Annotated in this window: 16 protein-coding genes; 6 read left to right on the top strand and 10 right to left on the bottom strand. The window is 61.9% G+C overall.

Annotation, left to right across the window (positions count from 1 at the left end; all coding sequences use genetic code 11):
- The 6 genes from AC1DVM_RS14400 to AC1DVM_RS14425 form a co-directional block, all read right to left on the bottom strand.
- The coding region (locus tag AC1DVM_RS14400; RefSeq protein WP_477255245.1) for an ABC transporter ATP-binding protein at positions 1–770 on the bottom strand (770 nt) is incomplete at its 3' end.
- Complete coding sequence (locus AC1DVM_RS14405; protein ID WP_477255247.1) at positions 770–1,723, bottom strand: ABC transporter permease; 954 nt, start codon at positions 1,721–1,723, stop codon at positions 770–772. The genes AC1DVM_RS14405 and AC1DVM_RS14400, both read right to left, overlap by 1 nt.
- 64 nt (positions 1,724–1,787) lie before the next feature.
- Positions 1,788–2,729, bottom strand: coding sequence for an ABC transporter permease (locus AC1DVM_RS14410; protein WP_477255249.1), 942 nt, complete (start codon positions 2,727–2,729; stop codon positions 1,788–1,790).
- Positions 2,730–2,780: 51 nt separating this feature from the next.
- Positions 2,781–4,367, bottom strand: coding sequence for an ABC transporter substrate-binding protein (locus AC1DVM_RS14415; protein WP_477255251.1), 1,587 nt, complete (start codon positions 4,365–4,367; stop codon positions 2,781–2,783).
- A gap of 51 nt (positions 4,368–4,418) precedes the next feature.
- The gene (locus AC1DVM_RS14420; RefSeq protein WP_477255253.1) at positions 4,419–5,714 is read right to left on the bottom strand and encodes a metal-dependent hydrolase family protein; all 1,296 of its coding nucleotides are present in this window, start codon (positions 5,712–5,714) and stop codon (positions 4,419–4,421) included.
- 1,062 nt (positions 5,715–6,776) lie between these two features.
- Positions 6,777–7,415, bottom strand: a complete 639-nt coding sequence (locus AC1DVM_RS14425; RefSeq protein WP_477255255.1) for an aspartate dehydrogenase domain-containing protein — start codon at positions 7,413–7,415, stop codon at positions 6,777–6,779.
- 468 nt (positions 7,416–7,883) lie between these two features.
- Between AC1DVM_RS14425 and AC1DVM_RS14430 the strand changes: the two genes are divergently transcribed.
- From AC1DVM_RS14430 to AC1DVM_RS14450, 5 genes are all read left to right on the top strand, one after another.
- Entirely contained in the window at positions 7,884–8,303 is a 420-nt protein-coding gene (locus tag AC1DVM_RS14430) for a hypothetical protein (RefSeq protein ID WP_477255257.1), read from the top strand.
- A 76-nt stretch (positions 8,304–8,379) separates the two neighbouring features.
- Positions 8,380–8,739 carry a ubiquitination-like system serine protease family protein gene (locus AC1DVM_RS14435; protein WP_477255259.1) on the top strand — a complete coding sequence of 120 codons (360 nt, stop codon included), beginning with the start codon at positions 8,380–8,382 and terminating at the stop codon, positions 8,737–8,739.
- Between the two features lie 160 nt (positions 8,740–8,899).
- Positions 8,900–9,706: a metallophosphoesterase family protein gene (locus AC1DVM_RS14440; RefSeq protein WP_477255261.1), complete on the top strand. Its 807-nt coding sequence runs from the start codon at positions 8,900–8,902 to the stop codon at positions 9,704–9,706.
- Positions 9,684–10,166 carry a hypothetical protein gene (locus AC1DVM_RS14445; protein ID WP_477255263.1) on the top strand — a complete coding sequence of 161 codons (483 nt, stop codon included), beginning with the start codon at positions 9,684–9,686 and terminating at the stop codon, positions 10,164–10,166. Before AC1DVM_RS14440 ends, AC1DVM_RS14445 begins: the two co-directional genes overlap by 23 nt.
- 3 nt (positions 10,167–10,169) lie before the next feature.
- Complete coding sequence (locus AC1DVM_RS14450) at positions 10,170–13,712, top strand: AAA family ATPase (RefSeq protein ID WP_477255265.1); 3,543 nt, start codon at positions 10,170–10,172, stop codon at positions 13,710–13,712.
- Between the two features lie 82 nt (positions 13,713–13,794).
- Here AC1DVM_RS14450 and AC1DVM_RS14455 read toward each other — a convergent pair whose 3' ends face one another.
- Both AC1DVM_RS14455 and AC1DVM_RS14460 read right to left on the bottom strand, forming a co-directional pair.
- Positions 13,795–14,274: a hypothetical protein gene (locus AC1DVM_RS14455; protein WP_477255267.1), complete on the bottom strand. Its 480-nt coding sequence runs from the start codon at positions 14,272–14,274 to the stop codon at positions 13,795–13,797.
- 786 nt (positions 14,275–15,060) lie between these two features.
- Complete coding sequence (locus tag AC1DVM_RS14460; protein ID WP_477255269.1) at positions 15,061–15,435, bottom strand: hypothetical protein; 375 nt, start codon at positions 15,433–15,435, stop codon at positions 15,061–15,063.
- 291 nt (positions 15,436–15,726) lie between these two features.
- Between AC1DVM_RS14460 and AC1DVM_RS14465 the strand changes: the two genes are divergently transcribed.
- Complete coding sequence (locus AC1DVM_RS14465) at positions 15,727–15,978, top strand: hypothetical protein (protein ID WP_477255270.1); 252 nt, start codon at positions 15,727–15,729, stop codon at positions 15,976–15,978.
- 117 nt (positions 15,979–16,095) lie between these two features.
- Here the strand turns inward: AC1DVM_RS14465 and AC1DVM_RS14470 are convergent, their stop codons facing one another.
- Together AC1DVM_RS14470 and AC1DVM_RS14475 are read right to left on the bottom strand one after the other, a co-directional pair.
- Positions 16,096–16,614: a cold-shock protein gene (locus AC1DVM_RS14470; RefSeq protein WP_477255272.1), complete on the bottom strand. Its 519-nt coding sequence runs from the start codon at positions 16,612–16,614 to the stop codon at positions 16,096–16,098.
- Positions 16,615–16,898: 284 nt separating this feature from the next.
- Positions 16,899–17,561 (bottom strand): hypothetical protein, encoded by a 663-nt coding sequence (locus tag AC1DVM_RS14475; RefSeq protein ID WP_477255274.1) that lies wholly within the window; start codon positions 17,559–17,561, stop codon positions 16,899–16,901.
- Between the last annotated feature and the right edge of the window lie 211 nt (positions 17,562–17,772).

Consider the following 17,772-nt stretch of genomic DNA (forward strand, 5'->3'; position numbering starts at 1 on the left):
TAGGGATGCTTGGGCTCGTTCAGCACCTCGTCGATGGGTCCGCGCTCCATCTCGCGGCCGGCATAAAGCACCAAGATCTCGTCGGCGATCTGCGACACAAGGGCGATATCGTGCGAAATGAACACGATGGAGACGCCGCGTTCCTCGCGCATCCTCTGCAGGAGCGACAGGATCTGGCTCTGGACTGTGACGTCGAGCGCAGTGGTCGGCTCGTCTGCGATCAGCAGTCGTGGATCCGGCGCCATTGCCATGGTGATCATTACCCTTTGACACATTCCGCCGCTCAGTTCGTGCGGATACTGGATCATGCGGCGCTCGGGCGACGGGATTTCTACCTGGCGCAACGCGTCAATGGCAGCTTCGCGTGCCTCGGCGGTGGTCAGTCCCTTGTGCAGCTTCAACACACGGATCAACTGGGCGCCGATGGTCATCACCGGATTGAGCGAGGTCGTTGGGTCCTGGCTGATCATCGCGATGCCGCTGCCGCGGATATGCTGCATTGCGTTGGGGTCGAGCGACAGCAGATCCTGGCCTTCAAACCGGATGCTCCCGCCGGAGATGTGTCCCGGCCGTGTCACCAGTCGCAGGATCGCCTTCGAGGTGACGCTCTTTCCCGAACCTGACTCGCCCACGATGCCGATGACCTTGCCGCGCCCGGCGCTGAAGCTCACATCATCGACCGCCTTGAACAGGTGCCCTTCAGTGAGGAAATCAACGCTGAGATTGCGGACATCCAGAAGGGGTCCTGGTTCAACTTCGTCGACCGCCATCAATTCCCTCCTTGCGGATCAAGCGCGTCACGCAATCCGTCACCGAGCAGGTTGAAGCCCACCATGGTGAGGAAGATCGCGAGTCCGGGAAACAGCGAGAACCACCATTCGCCGCCGAAGATATAAGCCTGGGCCTGCGACAGCATCTGCCCCCAACTGGGCTGGGGCGGCTGCACGCCGATGCCAAGGAAGCTCAGCGATGCTTCGGTCAGGACGGCGGTCGCAAAATAGTAGCTGGCCTGAATGATGACCGGCCCGGCGGTGTTGGGTAGGATTTCGTGAATCAGGATGAAGGCATCGCTCGCTCCCACCGATCGGGCCGCCTCGACATAATCGCTCGGAACTTCCTTCAGCACGCTGCYGCGAACGACTCGGGCAAAGCGCGGCGCCAGCACCACGCCGCCGACCGTTATTACCTTGGCGACGTTACCGATCGTGATCGGACCGAGGTCGATGGGCTGAGTCCCAATTGCCCCCATCACCGCGATCGCAAGGATCACGGTTGGGAAAGCGCTGAAGATATCAGCGACTCGCATGATGATTTCGTCGATCCAGGTCCCCCCGTAGTAGCCGGCGACGGCACCGAAGGGAGCGCCGATGACCAGCGCCAGCGCCACCATGCCGACCCCAACCATCATCGTCACTCGCGCGCCGTAGACGATGCGGCTGAAGATGTCGCGCCCGAGGTTGTCGGTCCCCAAAAGAAAATCGGCTGAAGGCGGCGCCAGCCTCGAGGTGATGGAGACGGCATTTGCATTATGAGTCGCAACAAGCGGTGCGAAGATCGCAACCAAAGTGATAAGAATGACGATGACGAGGCCGGTCATGGCCAAGCGGTTCCTGCGGAAACGGCGGGCGCCCCCGGCGAGAAAGCCGGTTGAGGCTGGGAGGCTCTCCACTCCCGGCTCGCGAGCATCGACGGCGATGCTTGCCTCACTATATGTCACGGGCATGTCTCCTGTCGGCGGCCCCGGCACCTCACCGGTCGCCGGCCTGATGGTTGTTGGGTCAGCAAGGTCAGTATCGGATTCTGGGGTCGAGTATCGAATAACCAACGTCGACAATTAAATTCAAAACCACGTAGAGGCACCCGATCAACGTCAGCACGGCCTGAAGCACGGGAATGTCCCGCTGGAACACCGCATCTACCAGCAGTTTCCCGAGGCCCGGCAGCGAGAACACTGTTTCGAGCATGACCGCACCGGAGAGCATGATGCCGATGGTCAGACCGATCACCGTCAGCGTCGGGATGAACGCGTTTTTTAGCGCGTCGCGCCAGATCAACTCGCGCTCGGAGATGCCGAAGGAGCGGGCCGCCTGGATGAAGTTCTGCGACAGCGTATCCAGCATCGACGCCCGCAGCATCCGTGTGATGAGCGCCAGGTTGATAAAGGCAAGGATCGCGCTCGGCAGAATCACAGACCGCAGGTGCGGACCCAGCCCCTCGCTGATGGGCGTGAACCCGCCGGGCGAGACCCATTGCAGTTGCACGCCGAAGAAAAAGATCAGGATGATCCCCGACCAGAAGTCCGGGATCGACACGCCGGCCACGGCGATGACACGGGCAGCATGGTCCGGCGCCCGGTGCCGGTGCACCGCCGCCGCAACCCCCAGCGGAATCGCGATGACGAGGGTCATGACAATGGCAATGAAGGACAACTCCAGCGTCACCGATAGGCGTTGCAGGATCAGCGTACCGATCGGAATCCGCGTCACGAAGGAGGTACCGAAGTTCCCCTGCAGCGCATCGCTGAGCCAAACGATGAACTGTGCCAGAAACGGACGGTCCAGGCGCAACTGCCTTTCCAGCTCGGCGATGAGCTGGGGCGACGCCTGGTCGCCCAGCATGTAGGTTGCGGCGTTGCCGGGTGCGAGACTGATCAGCGAGAATGACAGGAACGAGACACCGAACAGCACCGGGATAAGCAGCAGCAGCCGCTTGACGATGTAGCGCAGCATCCTGTTCCCGAACATTCTCGCTCTCCTCACACCTCAGAAAAACAGCAGGCCTTAGCCGACAGTCACCTTGTCGAAGTATTCGTAGTAGGTCGGTGCAATCACGAAGTTCTTGACCTCTTTGCGCCAGACCGGCGTCCAGTCGTACCAGACGAGCCAAAGCGCCGCGACATCCTCAGCCATGACCATCTGCAGGTCGCTGAGGAGCTTCTTTTGTTCGGCCGGGTCATTCGAACGCTGGGCCGCCTCGATCAACCGGTCGACTTCCGGATTGTTGTAGCTCACCCGCTGGTAGGAACCGTCGCTCTTGTAAACGAGCTTGACCATGTAGTCGGGCGTGTACACCGACGAGGACCAATCGGTGTATCCGGCTTCCCAACCCGATTTACCCTGGGCACAAAAGTCGTAGAAGGCGGTTTTTTCCATAGGCACGACTTCGACGTTGATCCCTACCTCAGCCCACATGGCCTGCAGCAGCGTCGAGGTATCGATGTGGTGAGTGTTGTTCTCGCAACGCAGTGCAAACTTGACCCCACTCAGACCGCCGGCCTTCAGCGCGGCACGCGCTTTGTCGGGGTCGTAACCGGAAATCGCCTCGACCTTAGGATCATACCAGGACGTGCCGGGTTTCATCGGACCGAACGCCTGCACGCCATAGCCCTCGAATACGCCCTCAAGCAGCACCTTTCGGTTGGTCGCGTAGGACAGGGCCCGGCGCAGGTGAACGTTGCTCATCGCCTTGTTGGCATGGTTCAGCATCACGTAGCCGACCTTCTCGGACGAGCCGCGCGCCCCATCGATGTCGTCGCGGGCCGTGAGCCTGGCGAAGTCCCGCTTTGGCGGCTCGTCGATGAAGTTGATGGCGCCGCCGAGAAGTTGGGCGACCCGCGTCGCGTCTTCCTTCAGGATCTTGTAGGTCAGGGTTTGGACGCCGGGGATGCCGGGCCGATAGTAGTTCTTGAAGCGACGGAAGGTCAGGTGGCTGCCCTGCACCCATTCGACGAATTCGAAGGGACCGCAGCCTGCGCCCGCCGGATTCCGGCGCAGGTCAGCCTTTTCCCGCGCACCTTTCTTGACGATGCCGCCCATGACGCTGCTGAGGTAGTTGACCAGCAGTCCGTAAGGATAATTCAAATGAAAGACGACCTTATGCTTTTCGATCGCCTCGACCTTGTTCACCATGCTGTAGAGGCCATAGGCGGGAGAAGTCGGGCCCTTTTCGATGATGAAGCCGAAGGTATAAGCCACATCCTCCGCGGTCATTGGTGTCCCGTCGTGAAACAGGACGTCGGTGCGGAGCGGGATCACAACTTTCAGCGGATCTGACTTATCGGGCATGTCCGAAGCGAGCTGCGGATAAAAGCTGTCCGTCGAGGGATCGTAGTCATAAAGCTGCTCGAAGCAGGCCAGCATCGCCTGAAAGGATTCCGTCTGGCTGTTCAATTGCGGGTCGAGACCCTGTGGGTCCTGATAGAAGGCGGCGATCAGTGCGCCTCCGCTGGCCTGGGCCATTGCCTGTCGCATGCTGAGCCCGCCCGACATCGTGAAGGCGGCGGCCCCCGCGGTGCTCTGCAGAAATTGACGCCGGCCGATAAGTCCCGACGTCGTCCCGCTCGGGTTGGACTGCTTACGTTTTGTCATTGTAACTTCCCCTTTTTCTCGTCGGAAATCAGATTGGTTGACACTTACGCGCTACCCGGCGATTGCCGCAGCTCTCGCCGCCTCGAAACGCTGCCGAACGTCCGGCAGGCTCGTCACGAGCTGACCGCGTTTGAACACCGCTGCGATGGTCTCCGGATCGGAAAGACGTTCGACGTCCTGTACGACGTCTGCTGTTGTCAGCACCAGATCAGCAAGTTTTCCGGTCGCTATCCTGCCGCGGTCGTCCAGCCGCAGTGCGTCGGCCGAACCGCCGGTCGCGGCATTCAGCGCCTCGGTCGCCGAGAGGCCATAACGCGCCAGCATCACGATTTCGAGCGCGTTGTCGCCGTGACGGCAGGCTGCGTTTCCGCCGACATCGGTGCCCGCGATGATGGCCACGCCACCCTTTCGCGCCAAGGCGATCCGCGCCTCGGGGGTGGGCAGGGGGAAGCCTTCATCCGCCAGCTTTTGGCGCCGCGCGATCGCAGCCGGAGATAGCGTACCGGTCGCAAGCGCGGTCTGATAAGTCAGCTCGTTCAGCAGGGTCGGCACCAGAATGGTGCCACGCTTCGCCATTTCCTCGGCCGTAGCGTCGTCGAGATAGAGGCCGTGTTCGATGCTGTCCACGCCGTTCAGCACCGCGTTGCGGATGCCGTCGCGTCCATGCGCATGTGCGGCGACGCGCGTGTTGGCGCGGTGCGCCTCGGCGGTCGCGGCGGCGATCTCTTCGGGCAGGAACTGTGGGGCCAGTGGATGACGGCCGATGGTGGCCATGCCGCCCGTGACGCCCATCAGCTTAATCCAATCCACGCCGCGTTTGATGTGCTGTCGAACCTCCTTGCGAACCTCGTCTGGGCCATCCACCTCCACACAGCGCATGTGCACATGCCCGCCCGTGATGGTGAGGCCGAGTCCAGAGGCCAAAAGGTCGGGCCCTTCGATGATCCCGCTGCGCACCGCGTCGCGATACTGGATATCAATGTAATCCCGCCCAGACATGTCGCGGATCGTCGTAAAGCCGCGCGAGAGGGTGATCCGCCCTGCTTCGACCGTGCGGAAGGCCTGCATGGCCTCGGACTCGGATGAGCGGCGCGAGGTGGCGTAGTCGGCGGCTCCCGCGACGACGTCGCCGCCAACCAGGTGTGTGTGGGCGTCGATCAACCCTGGCAGGGCAAAGTAGCCCCGCATATCAATTTCGACGGCATCCGCCGTCGTCGCGCTCGGCGCCTCGCTGGGGCCGACAAAAACGATCTTATCGTCGGAGACGGTGATCGTGGTCAGATTCGCCAGGACGCGGTCGCCGTCAAAGGCGCCCAGATTCTTTAGTCGAAACGATCCTGATTTCATGTCGCCCTCCGTCGCGCCGCGCCTTTGTTCAGTTTCGTGTTTCGCGCGCCCTTTGCGTGCGGCGGTTCAGCGACCGCTGCGCGAACGCAGCGCCATTGCTGTGAACGACCCCTGGCGCCTCAGCGCTCTTCATTGCCGACAAAATCCGGTGGATGATCGGCAGAGCCTGCCGCCTTGAACGCTTCCCGCACGAGGTGCGGTCTCATGGGCACGGTCGCATACCGGTGACGGACATCGCGCTCACGCACCCGCCTCGGAAGGATTGATCGGCAGCGCGGACCGCCAAACGATCTTCCACTTGGGGTCCCGGCCTCCGTATTCGCCTTCGGTCGCTGATCCAACCGCGTTGACTTCGTCGGTGAAGCCGCCTTTCGGCACTGAGCCTCCAGAGGCGATCCCGGCCCAACCGGGAGCAACGGACGCGTCGTGACCTGCCGGCTCTTTTGACAGGGCATCGCATGTGTCCAGACGGAGCGCGGGCACCGAACCGGCTTCGCGCAGTCTGCGGACGATATGGCCGCAGGCCTGATCCTTCTCCCCGAGAGAGAAAGCGGTGTGATCCCGAGCCTGCGTTGAGATTCGACGACGCGCGCTCGTGTTTCAAAGCCCAATGCATCTGCGCAGCCACGTACCGATCCGCCGGTTCATTCAGTGAAAACGTCGTTCGTACCTCGACCAATGTTGCAAACATCAAAGCTGGCGTCAATGACGGATGAGGCGGGTTCTGAGAGTGCCTCAGAAGGCGCGTCAGCGGCCAAGGCCCCACCAGTGGGACAGCCGGCATTGTATCCAGGATCCGCATCCCRCCCGGCAGCCGATCGAGTCCTGATATCTCCGAGGGTGGGGCCGTTCGAAGCATTGGCGCTCTCGGTTTCGCCATCCCTTATGCCGGATCGGAAGCCCCGCGATCCGCGAGAGCGCCGGTCGGCAGGGTGTGCGCAGACGGGCCACCGATGCATCGGCCGATCAACCGCGGGACCTGGACACGACAACGGAGCCGGATCGATTTATTCTCCATCCAGCGGGGAGTGCCGGAAGAGAACATCTTGGTTCACCTTGTGACTACGCGGGCAGTACGATGCTGCTGACCCGGCGTCGCAGCGCTGCAATGATACTCATGGCCGGAATGAGTGCCGTGCGCGGGTTCGACGGATTTGTAAAGTTGGCCATTACAAGCTTCAGTTCGCCAAATTTCCCAGAGGCTTCGAGTTCGACGGAATTCTTGATTGCGGCCGGGTCGGCGATCACGGTCACGCGGGTCTCATCCATGCCAATCCCCGCGAGAGCGGCGGCCGCAACGATGTTCGAGTTCTGCGGAAATGCCAGCGCCGCTTCACGGGCGCTCGACTGTTTGACAACGAGCGGTCCGTCGAGAGTCCTGGCCCGGGCAGCCTCCAGCAACGCAGCGGCCGGCTTGCGCTGGACCACGCTGACCCGGTCGAGACCTCCCTCACGCGCGGCGGAGAGAGCGTCCAAGGCGCCTGTCGCGCCGCTGGCAAGAAGCAGGCGCGCCGACCCCGTCGCCAACGCGCGTCGGACTTCCGTCTCCGTATCGACTCTTGCCATGGCGGCGATCGAAATGGCCATGACGTCGAATCCATCGGCCAGGCAAACCGGCACGTACGCGCTGTAGGCCTCAACGCCCGCCGCTTCGACAACGATGTCCGGGCAGAGAGCCAAGGCCGCACCCAAACTCGTCACATGCGGGTATTTGTGGATGTCGCAACTTCCTTACCTGGACAAGACGGCTGCAGTGACCAGGATGAAGCGTTTCCGGCGTTCGCCACCGGTGCCGATCCATGGAAGGCACAGTTTGCCGATATCGACGCCTTGCTCGTCCGCACCAGCAAGGTGCTGGAAGGCGAGACGCCGATGCGTAGCGCTTGCTCGATCCCGAAATCGATGAGGGCGAGAACGAGGACCGCTGGCTCAATGTCGTAAAGCGGACCGCGGATTGGCCGACTGTCGCCGCCGCGGCGATCGCCTGAAAAGCATGGCTCGATCTCAATCTGTATCCGCGCCAGCCCTGGCTCGGCTTCATCATGACCGGATGCATCCTGCGGGCTCGTGGCCTGACCAGCCACCTGCTGCCGCTGGTGTCAGGATTCCGGACCTCGAATTCCGACCGCAGGGCAGGGAAAACGCCGCCGAAATATAGTAGCCTACGGCGTGGTTCTCGACCCCGACAACATTCACCTTCTTGACGGCGTCACCTTCGCATTTCGATCTCTCGACGCGGGCGAGGCGAAGCGGCCGATCGTCGAGAAACTCGAGGCGATCGGTGCCGCGTTCGTCGACGTCGGCATGGGGCTCGAGCTCGACAACGGGTCGCTCGGTGGCATCCTGCGGGTGACATCCAGCACACCCGAGAAGCGGGACCACGTGCCGCAGCGGATCTCCTTCGTTGGCGGGGGTGCTGAGGACAACTACGCCTCCAACATCCAGGTTGCCGACCTAAACGCCCTGAACGCGGTCCTCGCAATCGTGAAATGGAAGAAGATCCGCGGATTCTACCGCGACCTCGAGCGCGAGCACCATTCGACATACAAAACCGATGGCAACATGCTGATCAATGGGGAGATGACGTGATACGGCACAAACAACTCGAGCATCGTTTCGTCAGCACATCCCCGAGCAGCTCAAGCCGGGCGTCCTGTAACTCTCCATGGAGTACGCGACATCCGCCCACAGTTGCTGTTGCGGCTGCGGCGAGGAGGTTGTTGCACCCTTTACGCCAACGGATTGGAAGATGACATTCGATGGCGAGACGGTCTCGCTGCGCCCGTCGATCGGCAATTGGATGCAGAAGTGCCGGTCGCACTATGTGATCAACCGCGGCAAGGTGATTGAAGCGGGCCCTTGGAGCGACGAAAAGGTCGAAACCGAATGGCGTCGAGATCGCGTGGCCAAAGAACGTTTCTACGGCAAGACGCCGACCGCAAGGCCTGCAGTTCAGGACCTTCCACCTGCGACGAATACAAGCATTTGGCGCCGTGTCAGGGAGTGCGTCACCGGCAAATCGTGAGCATCGGGTGGGACCGCCGGCCCGACACGCCGTCAGCCCGGTCACGGGCGCGATTTCCCCAACTTTTCTCGGCATCGAAGGTACTTTTATCGCTGTCGCAGTTGTAGCAGGGGAGATTCTCTGGATGTGTTCTAAGCAATATTACCCCGAGGAAACGTCAATGAGTTCCTTCCAGTTCATTCATACGGGCGACATCCACCTAGACAGCCCCCTCAAAGGACTGAGTGGACACGAGGGCTTTGCCGCCGAGCAAATCCGGATGGCGACGCGGATCGCATTCGAGCAGCTTGTCACCCAAGCGATAGACGGGCAGGTCGCGTTCGTGGTGATCGCAGGCGATCTCTATGACGGCGACTGGCGAGATTTCCAGACCGGCCTTTTTTTTGTGCGGCAGATGGGTCGCTTGCGCGCAGCGAACATCCCGGTGTTCGTTCTACACGGCAATCATGACGCTGAGAGCCAAATCACCAAAAAGCTAACGCTGCCCGACAACGTGCAGGTGTTCAGCTATCGAATGCCACAAACGTTCAAGCTCGCCGACCAACGCGTCGCCCTGCACGGACAGAGTTTTCGAATGCAAGCAGTGACAGAAAACCTGGCAGCTGCCTACCCTCCTCCCGTGAAGGGGTTCTTCAATATCGGTGTCCTGCACACGGCGCTTGGCGGAGTGAACGGTCCTCACGAGAATTACGCGCCGTGCACTCTGGAGGAGCTCGTAAACAAGGGCTACGATTACTGGGCTCTTGCCCATGTCCATCAGGGTGGTGTGCTGCACAATAACCCGCACGTCGTGTTTTGCGGTAACCTGCAAGGTCGCCACATCCGTGAGGCCGGGCCAAAGTCTGCCCAGTTGATCACGGTTCGAGACGGCGCGGTGCACGATATCGAGCGCGTGCACGGACGTCGTCAGGTGGAAGTCCGTCGAGGTGCCGGTCGGTGGGTGTGTGCGCTTCGGCGATGTCATTGATCGAATTAAGATCCATATTCACGAGGCCATGCAGGAAGCCGAAGGCCGCTTGTTGGCGTGTCGAATCAAGCTCAGTGGTGCGACCACCACCCACAGTGAATTGCATTCGTCTACGCTGCAGCTGTTGGCCGAGGCAAGAGCGGCCGCTCTTGCGCTTGGCGACGGTCTCGCTTGGGTTGAGCGTGTAATCACATCAACCACACGTGCATCAACTCACTCTGGTCGTGCCGACTCTCGAGCGATCAACGATCTCGACGTCTTGCTGGGACAGGCTGCAGCCGACCCGGAGTTGCGGACACAGATCGAAGGCGACCTTGGCGATCTCATTCGCAAGCTTCCGCACGAGGCCACGGTCGATGTCGACGATCCGCTTCTTGAGGCGGCAATAGCAAAGGATTTCGGCGCCGTGACTGCGCAGGCAGCGGGCTATTTGACAGCGCGCCTAGCGGCGGAGGGTTAAGCCATGCGTATCCGCTCTTTGAACCTGGTCCGTTATGGACACTTTACCGACGCCACACTTGAGTTTCCCTCCGGTGGGCCCGATTTTCATATCGTGTACGGCGAAAACGAGACGGGGAAATCGACGTCAAAGTCAGCGATTGAGGAATTGTTGTTTGGCATCTCAGGTCAGCCGCCGCGCAACTTCGTGCACGAGAATAGCGTATTGCGTATCGGGGCAAGGTTGGAAAGTGCTGGAACGTCGATCGATGTCCGGCGTCGCAAGGGCAATAAGGACACGCTGCTCGGCCTCGACGACTTGCCTCTCGCTTCCGGCGATGGGCTGTTGGGTCCACTGCTCGGCGGCATCGATCGTGCGTTCTTCTGCCGAATGTTTTGCCTCGACCATGAGCGGCTGCGTGTTGGTGGCAGGGATATCGTTCAGGCCAAGGACGATATCGGCGCTACGTTGTTTGCTGCGGGCGCGGGAGTATCCCGGCTCCGGGAGCGGCTCGCCGCAATGGACGAGGAAGCAAGCGGCTTGTGGGCGAGTCGCAAGGCGGGGCATAGGAAATATTACCAAGCCGAGGATCGCCTCAAGGAGGCGGATGCGGCGTTGCGCCATCACACTGTAACGGCGGCCAAGTGGCAGGAGATGAAATCCACTTATGAAGAGGCGCGCGACGCCTGCGTGCAGATTGAGAAGGAGATCGAGGAGCACGTCACAGAGCTCGCCAAGATCGCGCGCGTGCGGCGCATCTACCGTAACGTACGCCGGTTGGGTGAAACCCAAACCCAGTCTGCCTCACTCGGTATCGTCGTTGAATGGCTCGCCGACGCGGGTACTCGGTTTGAGACCGCCTCCGCCGATAACGCGTCAGCTGAGGGCCGCATAACCGCCTTTCAGGAGCAAATGGCCGCCGTTAATGCCGAGCGCGGCGCAATCACGGTGGACGAGGCCGTCCTCATTCATGAGACGGAAATCGACCGCCTGTCGAAGCGCAACATCGAGTTGGCTCCAGAAAGAGCGGCTTTGCCGCGCCGCCGGTCGGAGCTCGATGCGGCGGAAGACGCGCTCAGGCGCGCGGCTACCGAGCTGGACTGGCATGGTGATATCGCCGAGCTCCTGGACAGGATTCCGCCGCGTGCCAAGGTTGCGGTTCTCCGCGGTCTGCTGACCTCACGAGGTGAGTGTTTCGCCGCCGCCGACAGCGCAAACAGAGCGTGGGCTGGCGCCGGCGAGAAGTTGGTCAATGTTCGGGACCGCATCGAGGTCATGGGATTGCCGCAGGATCTGTCGGGGTTGGCAGGCCTCGTGAAATCAGTCCGAGCGCTGGGTGATCTGGACGCGCGGCTCCTCGCTGCGCAAAACGCGCATTGGGAAGGGGAGGAGGTGTGCCAACGGCGAATGGCGCGGATGAGACGATCGGGCTTCGATGAAGCGTCTTTGGTCGCCCAGAAACTGCCGAGCTTGGCTTCTGTAATGGCGCATCGCGATGCGGTCCGCGATCTTTCAAGTCGCATGCAATCCCAGCAAGCAGGGCTCCGTGATTTGACGCGCGAGATCGCGAACAATCGGAAGTCTTACGAACGTCTCGTCTCCGACGAGAAGATCATCTCGGCAAAAGATCTGCGGGAATTGCGCGAGCGCCGCAACACCGGATGGTCCATCATTCGCAGGCGCCATATTGAGCGCGTCGATTTGACGGAGGGCGAGGAAGAAGACTTTGCAAAGGGCGACACGCTGCTCGATGCGTATGAAACGGCAGTTGATCTTGCCGACGGCGCGGCGGATCAGCGTTTCCACAACGCAGCTGCGACGGCTGAGGCTATGGTGCTGGCCCGGCAGGTTGCGGATCAACAGGACCGCCTCGTCTCGCAGGAAGCCGAGTATTCGTCATCGGTTGAAGAGCAAATGGCGCTGGCTTCGGCCTGGATCGATATGTGGAGCGGCGTAACGGAAAACCCGCGGCCTCCCGATGACATGCTTGAGTGGCTTGAAGAGAGGAGCGACCTGCTCGATCGATTCTCCAAGCGCGACGACGCCGTTCGTGTTGCGTCATCGTTGGAGCGTGAGCTTGCGGGGGCGAAACAGCAGCTTCTGGCTTTGTTGCAAGACAAGGCGCTTGTTGCCTCCGCTGAGGCTTTGCCCCTGAACGGCATCCTCGCGGCGGCAGAAACGCGCATTCGGGAAGAATCAGCAAATGCGGACAAGCGGGAGGAGCTCGCGCTCGAAGAGCGGAAGACCAAAGCCGACTTGGAAAGCACGCGTCGAGCGGTCGAGGACGCTGAAAAAAGGTGCGGCGCGTGGATAGCACAGTGGCGCGTCGCCTTGACTGAGCTCAATCTCTCACCAGAGGCCGCAGCCCAGGCGGTTCAGGAGCAAATCGAGGCGATCGATACGATGCGCGAGACTGCCCTGAAGATCTTAGACCTGCGGCAGGAGAGGATCGGAAAAATCGAGCGGGACATCGAGGCCTTCTCAGCCGACGTTAAAAAGCTCATCACATCGACTTCGCCTGATCTTGCCGGCGCTGATGCAGACGAGGCAATCCTCAGGCTCCACGCGCAATTGAGTGGAGCGAAACAGGCCATGGCCTCTCGCAACGAAAAAGACAAAGCAGTACGTGGCCTGCAAGAAAGATTGGACGAATGCGGCAGATCCAGGAAAGGCGCTATCGCCACGATCGAAAGTCTGCAACGCGCAGCCGGCGTCGAGACGATCGACGCGTTGCGCACGGCAATCCGGCTGTCTGACCGCCAACGCGCTCTCACGGACGAACAGGAACTGCTGCGCACCACGCTTGAGGCTGACGGTGACGGCCTCGGCCTTGAGGCGCTGATAGAAGAATGTCGCAACAACGATCTGGATCAAGCCGCCGCGCGGGAGCAGACGCTGACGCAATCTTTAAAGGAGACAAGAGAACGCCAGTTGACCGCAGCTCAGCGCCGCAATGATGCGCAACGCACGTTCGTCGCCGTCGGCGGTGATGCGGCCGCGGCAAGAGCGGCGTCCGACAGACAGGTAGCCTTGACGGAAATGAAGGACGCCGCATCACAGTATGCGCGGGTGAGGTCTGCGTCGCTGATCCTCAGGTGGGCGATTGAGYGGTTTCGGCGCGAGAAGCAGGCGCCGCTGCTAAAGCGGGCCGGTGAGCTGTTCTCAACTTTGACAAGCGGCTCTTTCGGGGGGCTTACGCTGCAATATGACGAAAAGGATATCCCTCACCTGGCCGGTGTGCGGGGAGACGGAAAGGTCGTCCTCGTGTCGGGGCTAAGCGAAGGCGCGGCCGACCAACTATTCATGGCGCTGCGAATCGCTGCGGTGGAGGAATTCCTCGTGCATGAGGTAGCAGTACCTTTTATCGCCGATGACTTGTTCATCAATTACGACGATGCGCGGGCGGCCGCTGGGTTCAGAGTATTACAAAAGCTCGCGGAGCGCACCCAGGTAATCTTCTTCACACATCACCAGCATCTCGTTAGCCTCGCGAAGGGAGCATTGGGCGGCCATGTCTCGACGGCGGTATTGGAAGCCCCGGCACCGCCGATGAAGAATGTTGCATAGCGGGCACGGTACGGGCAGGCGATGTCATAGCGGCACCCGCGTTGGCGCCAGTGCACACTGGCCTGATGCGAGCCAGGGCGACCTATCGGAGGATCGCCGGCAAGCGGCGCTTCCACTTCTCGGCGCGCGACAACGCAGCAGCAATCCTGCGGGTGCGACACATTCGAGGAATTGGATATGGCGCCACCGCAGGCTCCGCACAGCCTGATTCTCCTCTGGCTTTGTCGACAGGACTATCGATTGGGCGCGCCGTAACGTCCTCATCGATCGCCGGAGACGCATGGATCAGTAGAGATGCCAAAACCGATTTCTCTTCTTGCGGCAGGGCGGGTCGGCTTGCCGCCAGAGTGGTTTCGTGAACGGCGTCGTCTTTCGCCAGCGTCGGCAGAATCCGGCGTGGCGTCGGCTCATCCGATGGAATTCCGTCTTTGGCAGGGCCCATTCTCACCGCAGGCAACGCAGGCGGATGCTCAGCGGCTGCGAACGCCGATTTCCAGTCGAAGGCTTCGGATTTGCGGCGACCTTTGATCTCGACGGTAAACGAGCGGTTCTGACGAAACATGCGATTTCCTTGCTGGTCCAACCGTGGCCATCGAGGCCGGTTGCAGCCAATTTCTTCGGAGCGGCGTGGCGCCGGGGAAAGGTTCGCCACGCGAGATGTTCCCCGATGCCAGGGATCTCGAACCTGAAGAAAAAACCAGGCCCAAGAGCCCGGCAGGTTTGAGGGTGTGTGCTTGATACGATGGAGCGGGGAGGTGACGCACGTCTCAGCGACTCAAGCTTCACTTCAAATAAAGGATTGGACCGCCGTCGCAAGGGCCGCCGCCTTAAAGCCGGTGAAAATCGATGAACGCGCCCACCCGTCGCGCAGGCTGCAATTAGGTCTTTGCGGCCGATGCCGCCGGTCAGACCCAGAGGGTGAAAGCGTCCACCTAGGCAGAGCAGCTACACCGATCAAGGTCGGGAGGAACAAGTAAATCCCCAGGAACAAAACCTCGCCGCCGGCGCCGGCGATGTTGAGATGAAGGAGGAGGGCAGCGAGCGATGCGTCGCGCTGAAAGCCCCGCCTGTGCCCTGCATTGGCGGCTATCAGGTGACGCATCAGACCGGGCGAGATTTGCGGCGACCCTGATGTGGCATCACACTGGGCTCGACCAGACCAAACAAAGCTGCACGCTTCTCTACGACGCCAGGACCGGCGCACCGCAAGAGATGCGGATCGCGCAAAAGAAGACCCTGCGGCGGCTCTCTATCCAGCTGGCCTATGTCTCTTATGTTCCCTGGAAGACGCCGCTTTCCTCAATGAGACCGGGTGAATCGCGTTGCGTGTTGCGTGTTGCGCGGCTGCCTACCGCGCCCGCTCGCGGAGCAGCCTCGCGGCCGATAAAGGAGGAGCCGCGCGCTTGTGACTTCCCGTGATCACATCTTGAAACAGATCGACGGCGGCGATCGCCCGCCGGCGTGACAGGGCGATCAGCTCAAAATCGCGAACGACAAAGCGGCTCGTGACCTCGATCAGCCGCTGGCAGCGATCCGCGATCCTGCGCAGACCTTCCTCAAGGTCGGCATCTGGCGCGACCTCCGCGGCAGCGTCGGAACAGGCGGCGAGCACAGCGCCAATCAGATCGTCTCTCACGTCGAGGCCGGTGTAAGCCAAGATCCGATTGCCGGCGCGATCAAGTGCCAGCTTGATCTGACGGGCGCCGGCAAAGGAATCGTTCACGGGCAAATTCCGGTCGATGGACAGGTTTGTCGCTGATGTCGGAGCGCCGGTCGCGGCGCCGACAGCATGGGTTGCACCCGAATCGGACCATACCGGAATCGGTCGCGTCCGAAAACGCCCGAGGCCGCCACTTGTCCATTGCCAGGCCGTGCTAGAGCTGCCGCGAACCGTCGCTGATGCGGACGAGATTCGACGATGAGGCATCCCGCAGCAGATTGTCCGCACCCGCGATCAATAGCCCTGCCAGCTTTTGCGCTTGCCGATCATCGCGCAAGGCTCATAAAATCGACCATGCCCTATTCCCTGAGCCGGCTTGCGCCGGGAAGCTATGATCTTCATCGCGAGGGCTGCACCATCGGCAGCGTCGTTCGCACCTCGGGCGATCCCGCCCGCTGGTTTGTCGAGCTCCTACGCAACTTGCCCCCGGCCGAGAGCCCGGCGCCCTTCCACGAACTCGAACATGAATTTGTGACCCTCGAGGAAGTCCGCGCCTGGCTCGGAATCGTCAGCGAACTGTATCCCGGCAATCCGGCATCCGGCTGATTTTCCTAAACGAAAAACCCCCGGCCGCGGGCGGCAAGCGGTTGTCCAGACCTGACGGTGAGGGGGCCGATCACCGTCGAGACCCAACGTCGCGGTGGCGCCAAACGGTCCGGTCGATCAGGGCAAGCTGAGCGCGCCGATTTCGTCACCCTTGCGGCCCGCCACGACCGCGACCCGGACCGCTTGGCCGGGCGCGAGGGCGCTCACCTTGGCGCGCTGCAGGACCGAGGCATGCACGAACAGATTTGTTGGCTCGCCGTCGACGGTGACAAAGCTAAAGCCCCTGACGGAATCGAACCATTTGACCACCCCATCGCGATCAGGGCTCGGTGCCGGGTACGATCCCGTGCCGCCCGGCGGACACGGTGCCCGCCCCAGGAAGGTTGGGCGATCCGCGTGCGGCGCCGGCCGCGGTGCGGGTTCCGTCATGCCGGCATCGACGCTGACGATCGCGGTCACCTGCGGGCCTTTCGGACCGAGACCAAGGCGGGCAACAACGGTGACGCCGGGCTCGAGGCTGCGGTAACCAGCCGCCTCAACAGCCCGCGCAGGCAGGAAGGCCTCACCTGACCCATCGGCGAGGGCGACGAAGCCGAAGCCTTTGTCCGGATTGAACCACTTGACCCGAGCTGACACCCCGGGGCTGGCCTCGGGCCGGGGCGGCGAATACGGTCTCGGATGCACCGGTGTCGGAGATGGCGGTGGTGGCTCGCCCCACGCGTCCTCGGCATGGCGGGGGCTTTGGCGCTCGCGCTCCCGATGTGAATTTCCGCGTCCCATGATCGCTCCTGATCGACCTTTCTGAATTCCAAGCTAGAGAGCGGGTCTTAACGCCCGCGGCGGCTCATGCAAGATCTTTTGGCTAGAGACTGGGAGGCCGCAAGCAAGTCTATGAGCGGTCGGTCATCATCAGGCGCTGATTATCCGCGCCGCGGCCGCAGCGAGCGGGCGAGTTCGCGGATGACGTCGTCCTCGATTGCCATGACTGCGGGGTCGTCGGTCTCCTCGGGCTCGGGCGCCTGCTGCGGTTGTTCTACCGGCGCTGTCAGCGTCCGCGCGGCCTGCTGCGAGGCGCGGTCCTCGAGCGTATCCAGGAGGCTGTCGAGGCCCGAATTGGTGACCGGGATCTCGCGCGTCTCCGGCAGCCCTTGCAGCGCGACAACGCCATTGCGGTAACCAAGTACGTCGCTGACCTCGGGCCCGAACCAGTCCCGTGGCGTGAACGCGCGCGCCTCGGCGTCACTGGCGAAGTCGACGGTGAGAAGATCTAAGAGGCCCGGCGAGACGATGCGGGTCAACCGCACCTGCCGGTGGTCGAGCGTCAGGCTGGTCTGCAGAGCATCAACGCGCCCGGCGGTGACCGCCAGCAGAGCCTCGGCATGAACGCGGGGAATGTCGGTGCGATCGACGCTGCCATCGCCGGCGTTCGTCACCACGAGCGCTGCCGCCTCGCTGGCGATCTCAACCGAGATGCTGCGCTCCGGCGTGACCGGAAAATACCCCTCTATGATCCGCAGCGCCCCTTGGGCTCGCGCGACGAGGCGGGCAAACGGCGCCGAAACGAGAAAGATTCGATGGCTCATCCAGTTTTTGCTTTCCATCCTACAGGCCCGTCGCGCTGCGCCACTAACCCGTTTCGATAGAGCGTAGCGCAAGGGACGGCTGTGCGGAAAGCGGTTATTTGAGCGGAAGGGGTCGCGAAGGACCGTCTGACCGGACGGCGTCCTACTGGCGCCCATCGAGGGCTGTGGCGCGGCGCGTCCGGTTTTGCCGCAGCACTAGAGCGGAGGTTGG

The organism is Microvirga sp. P4_A5 (assembly GCF_056402495.1).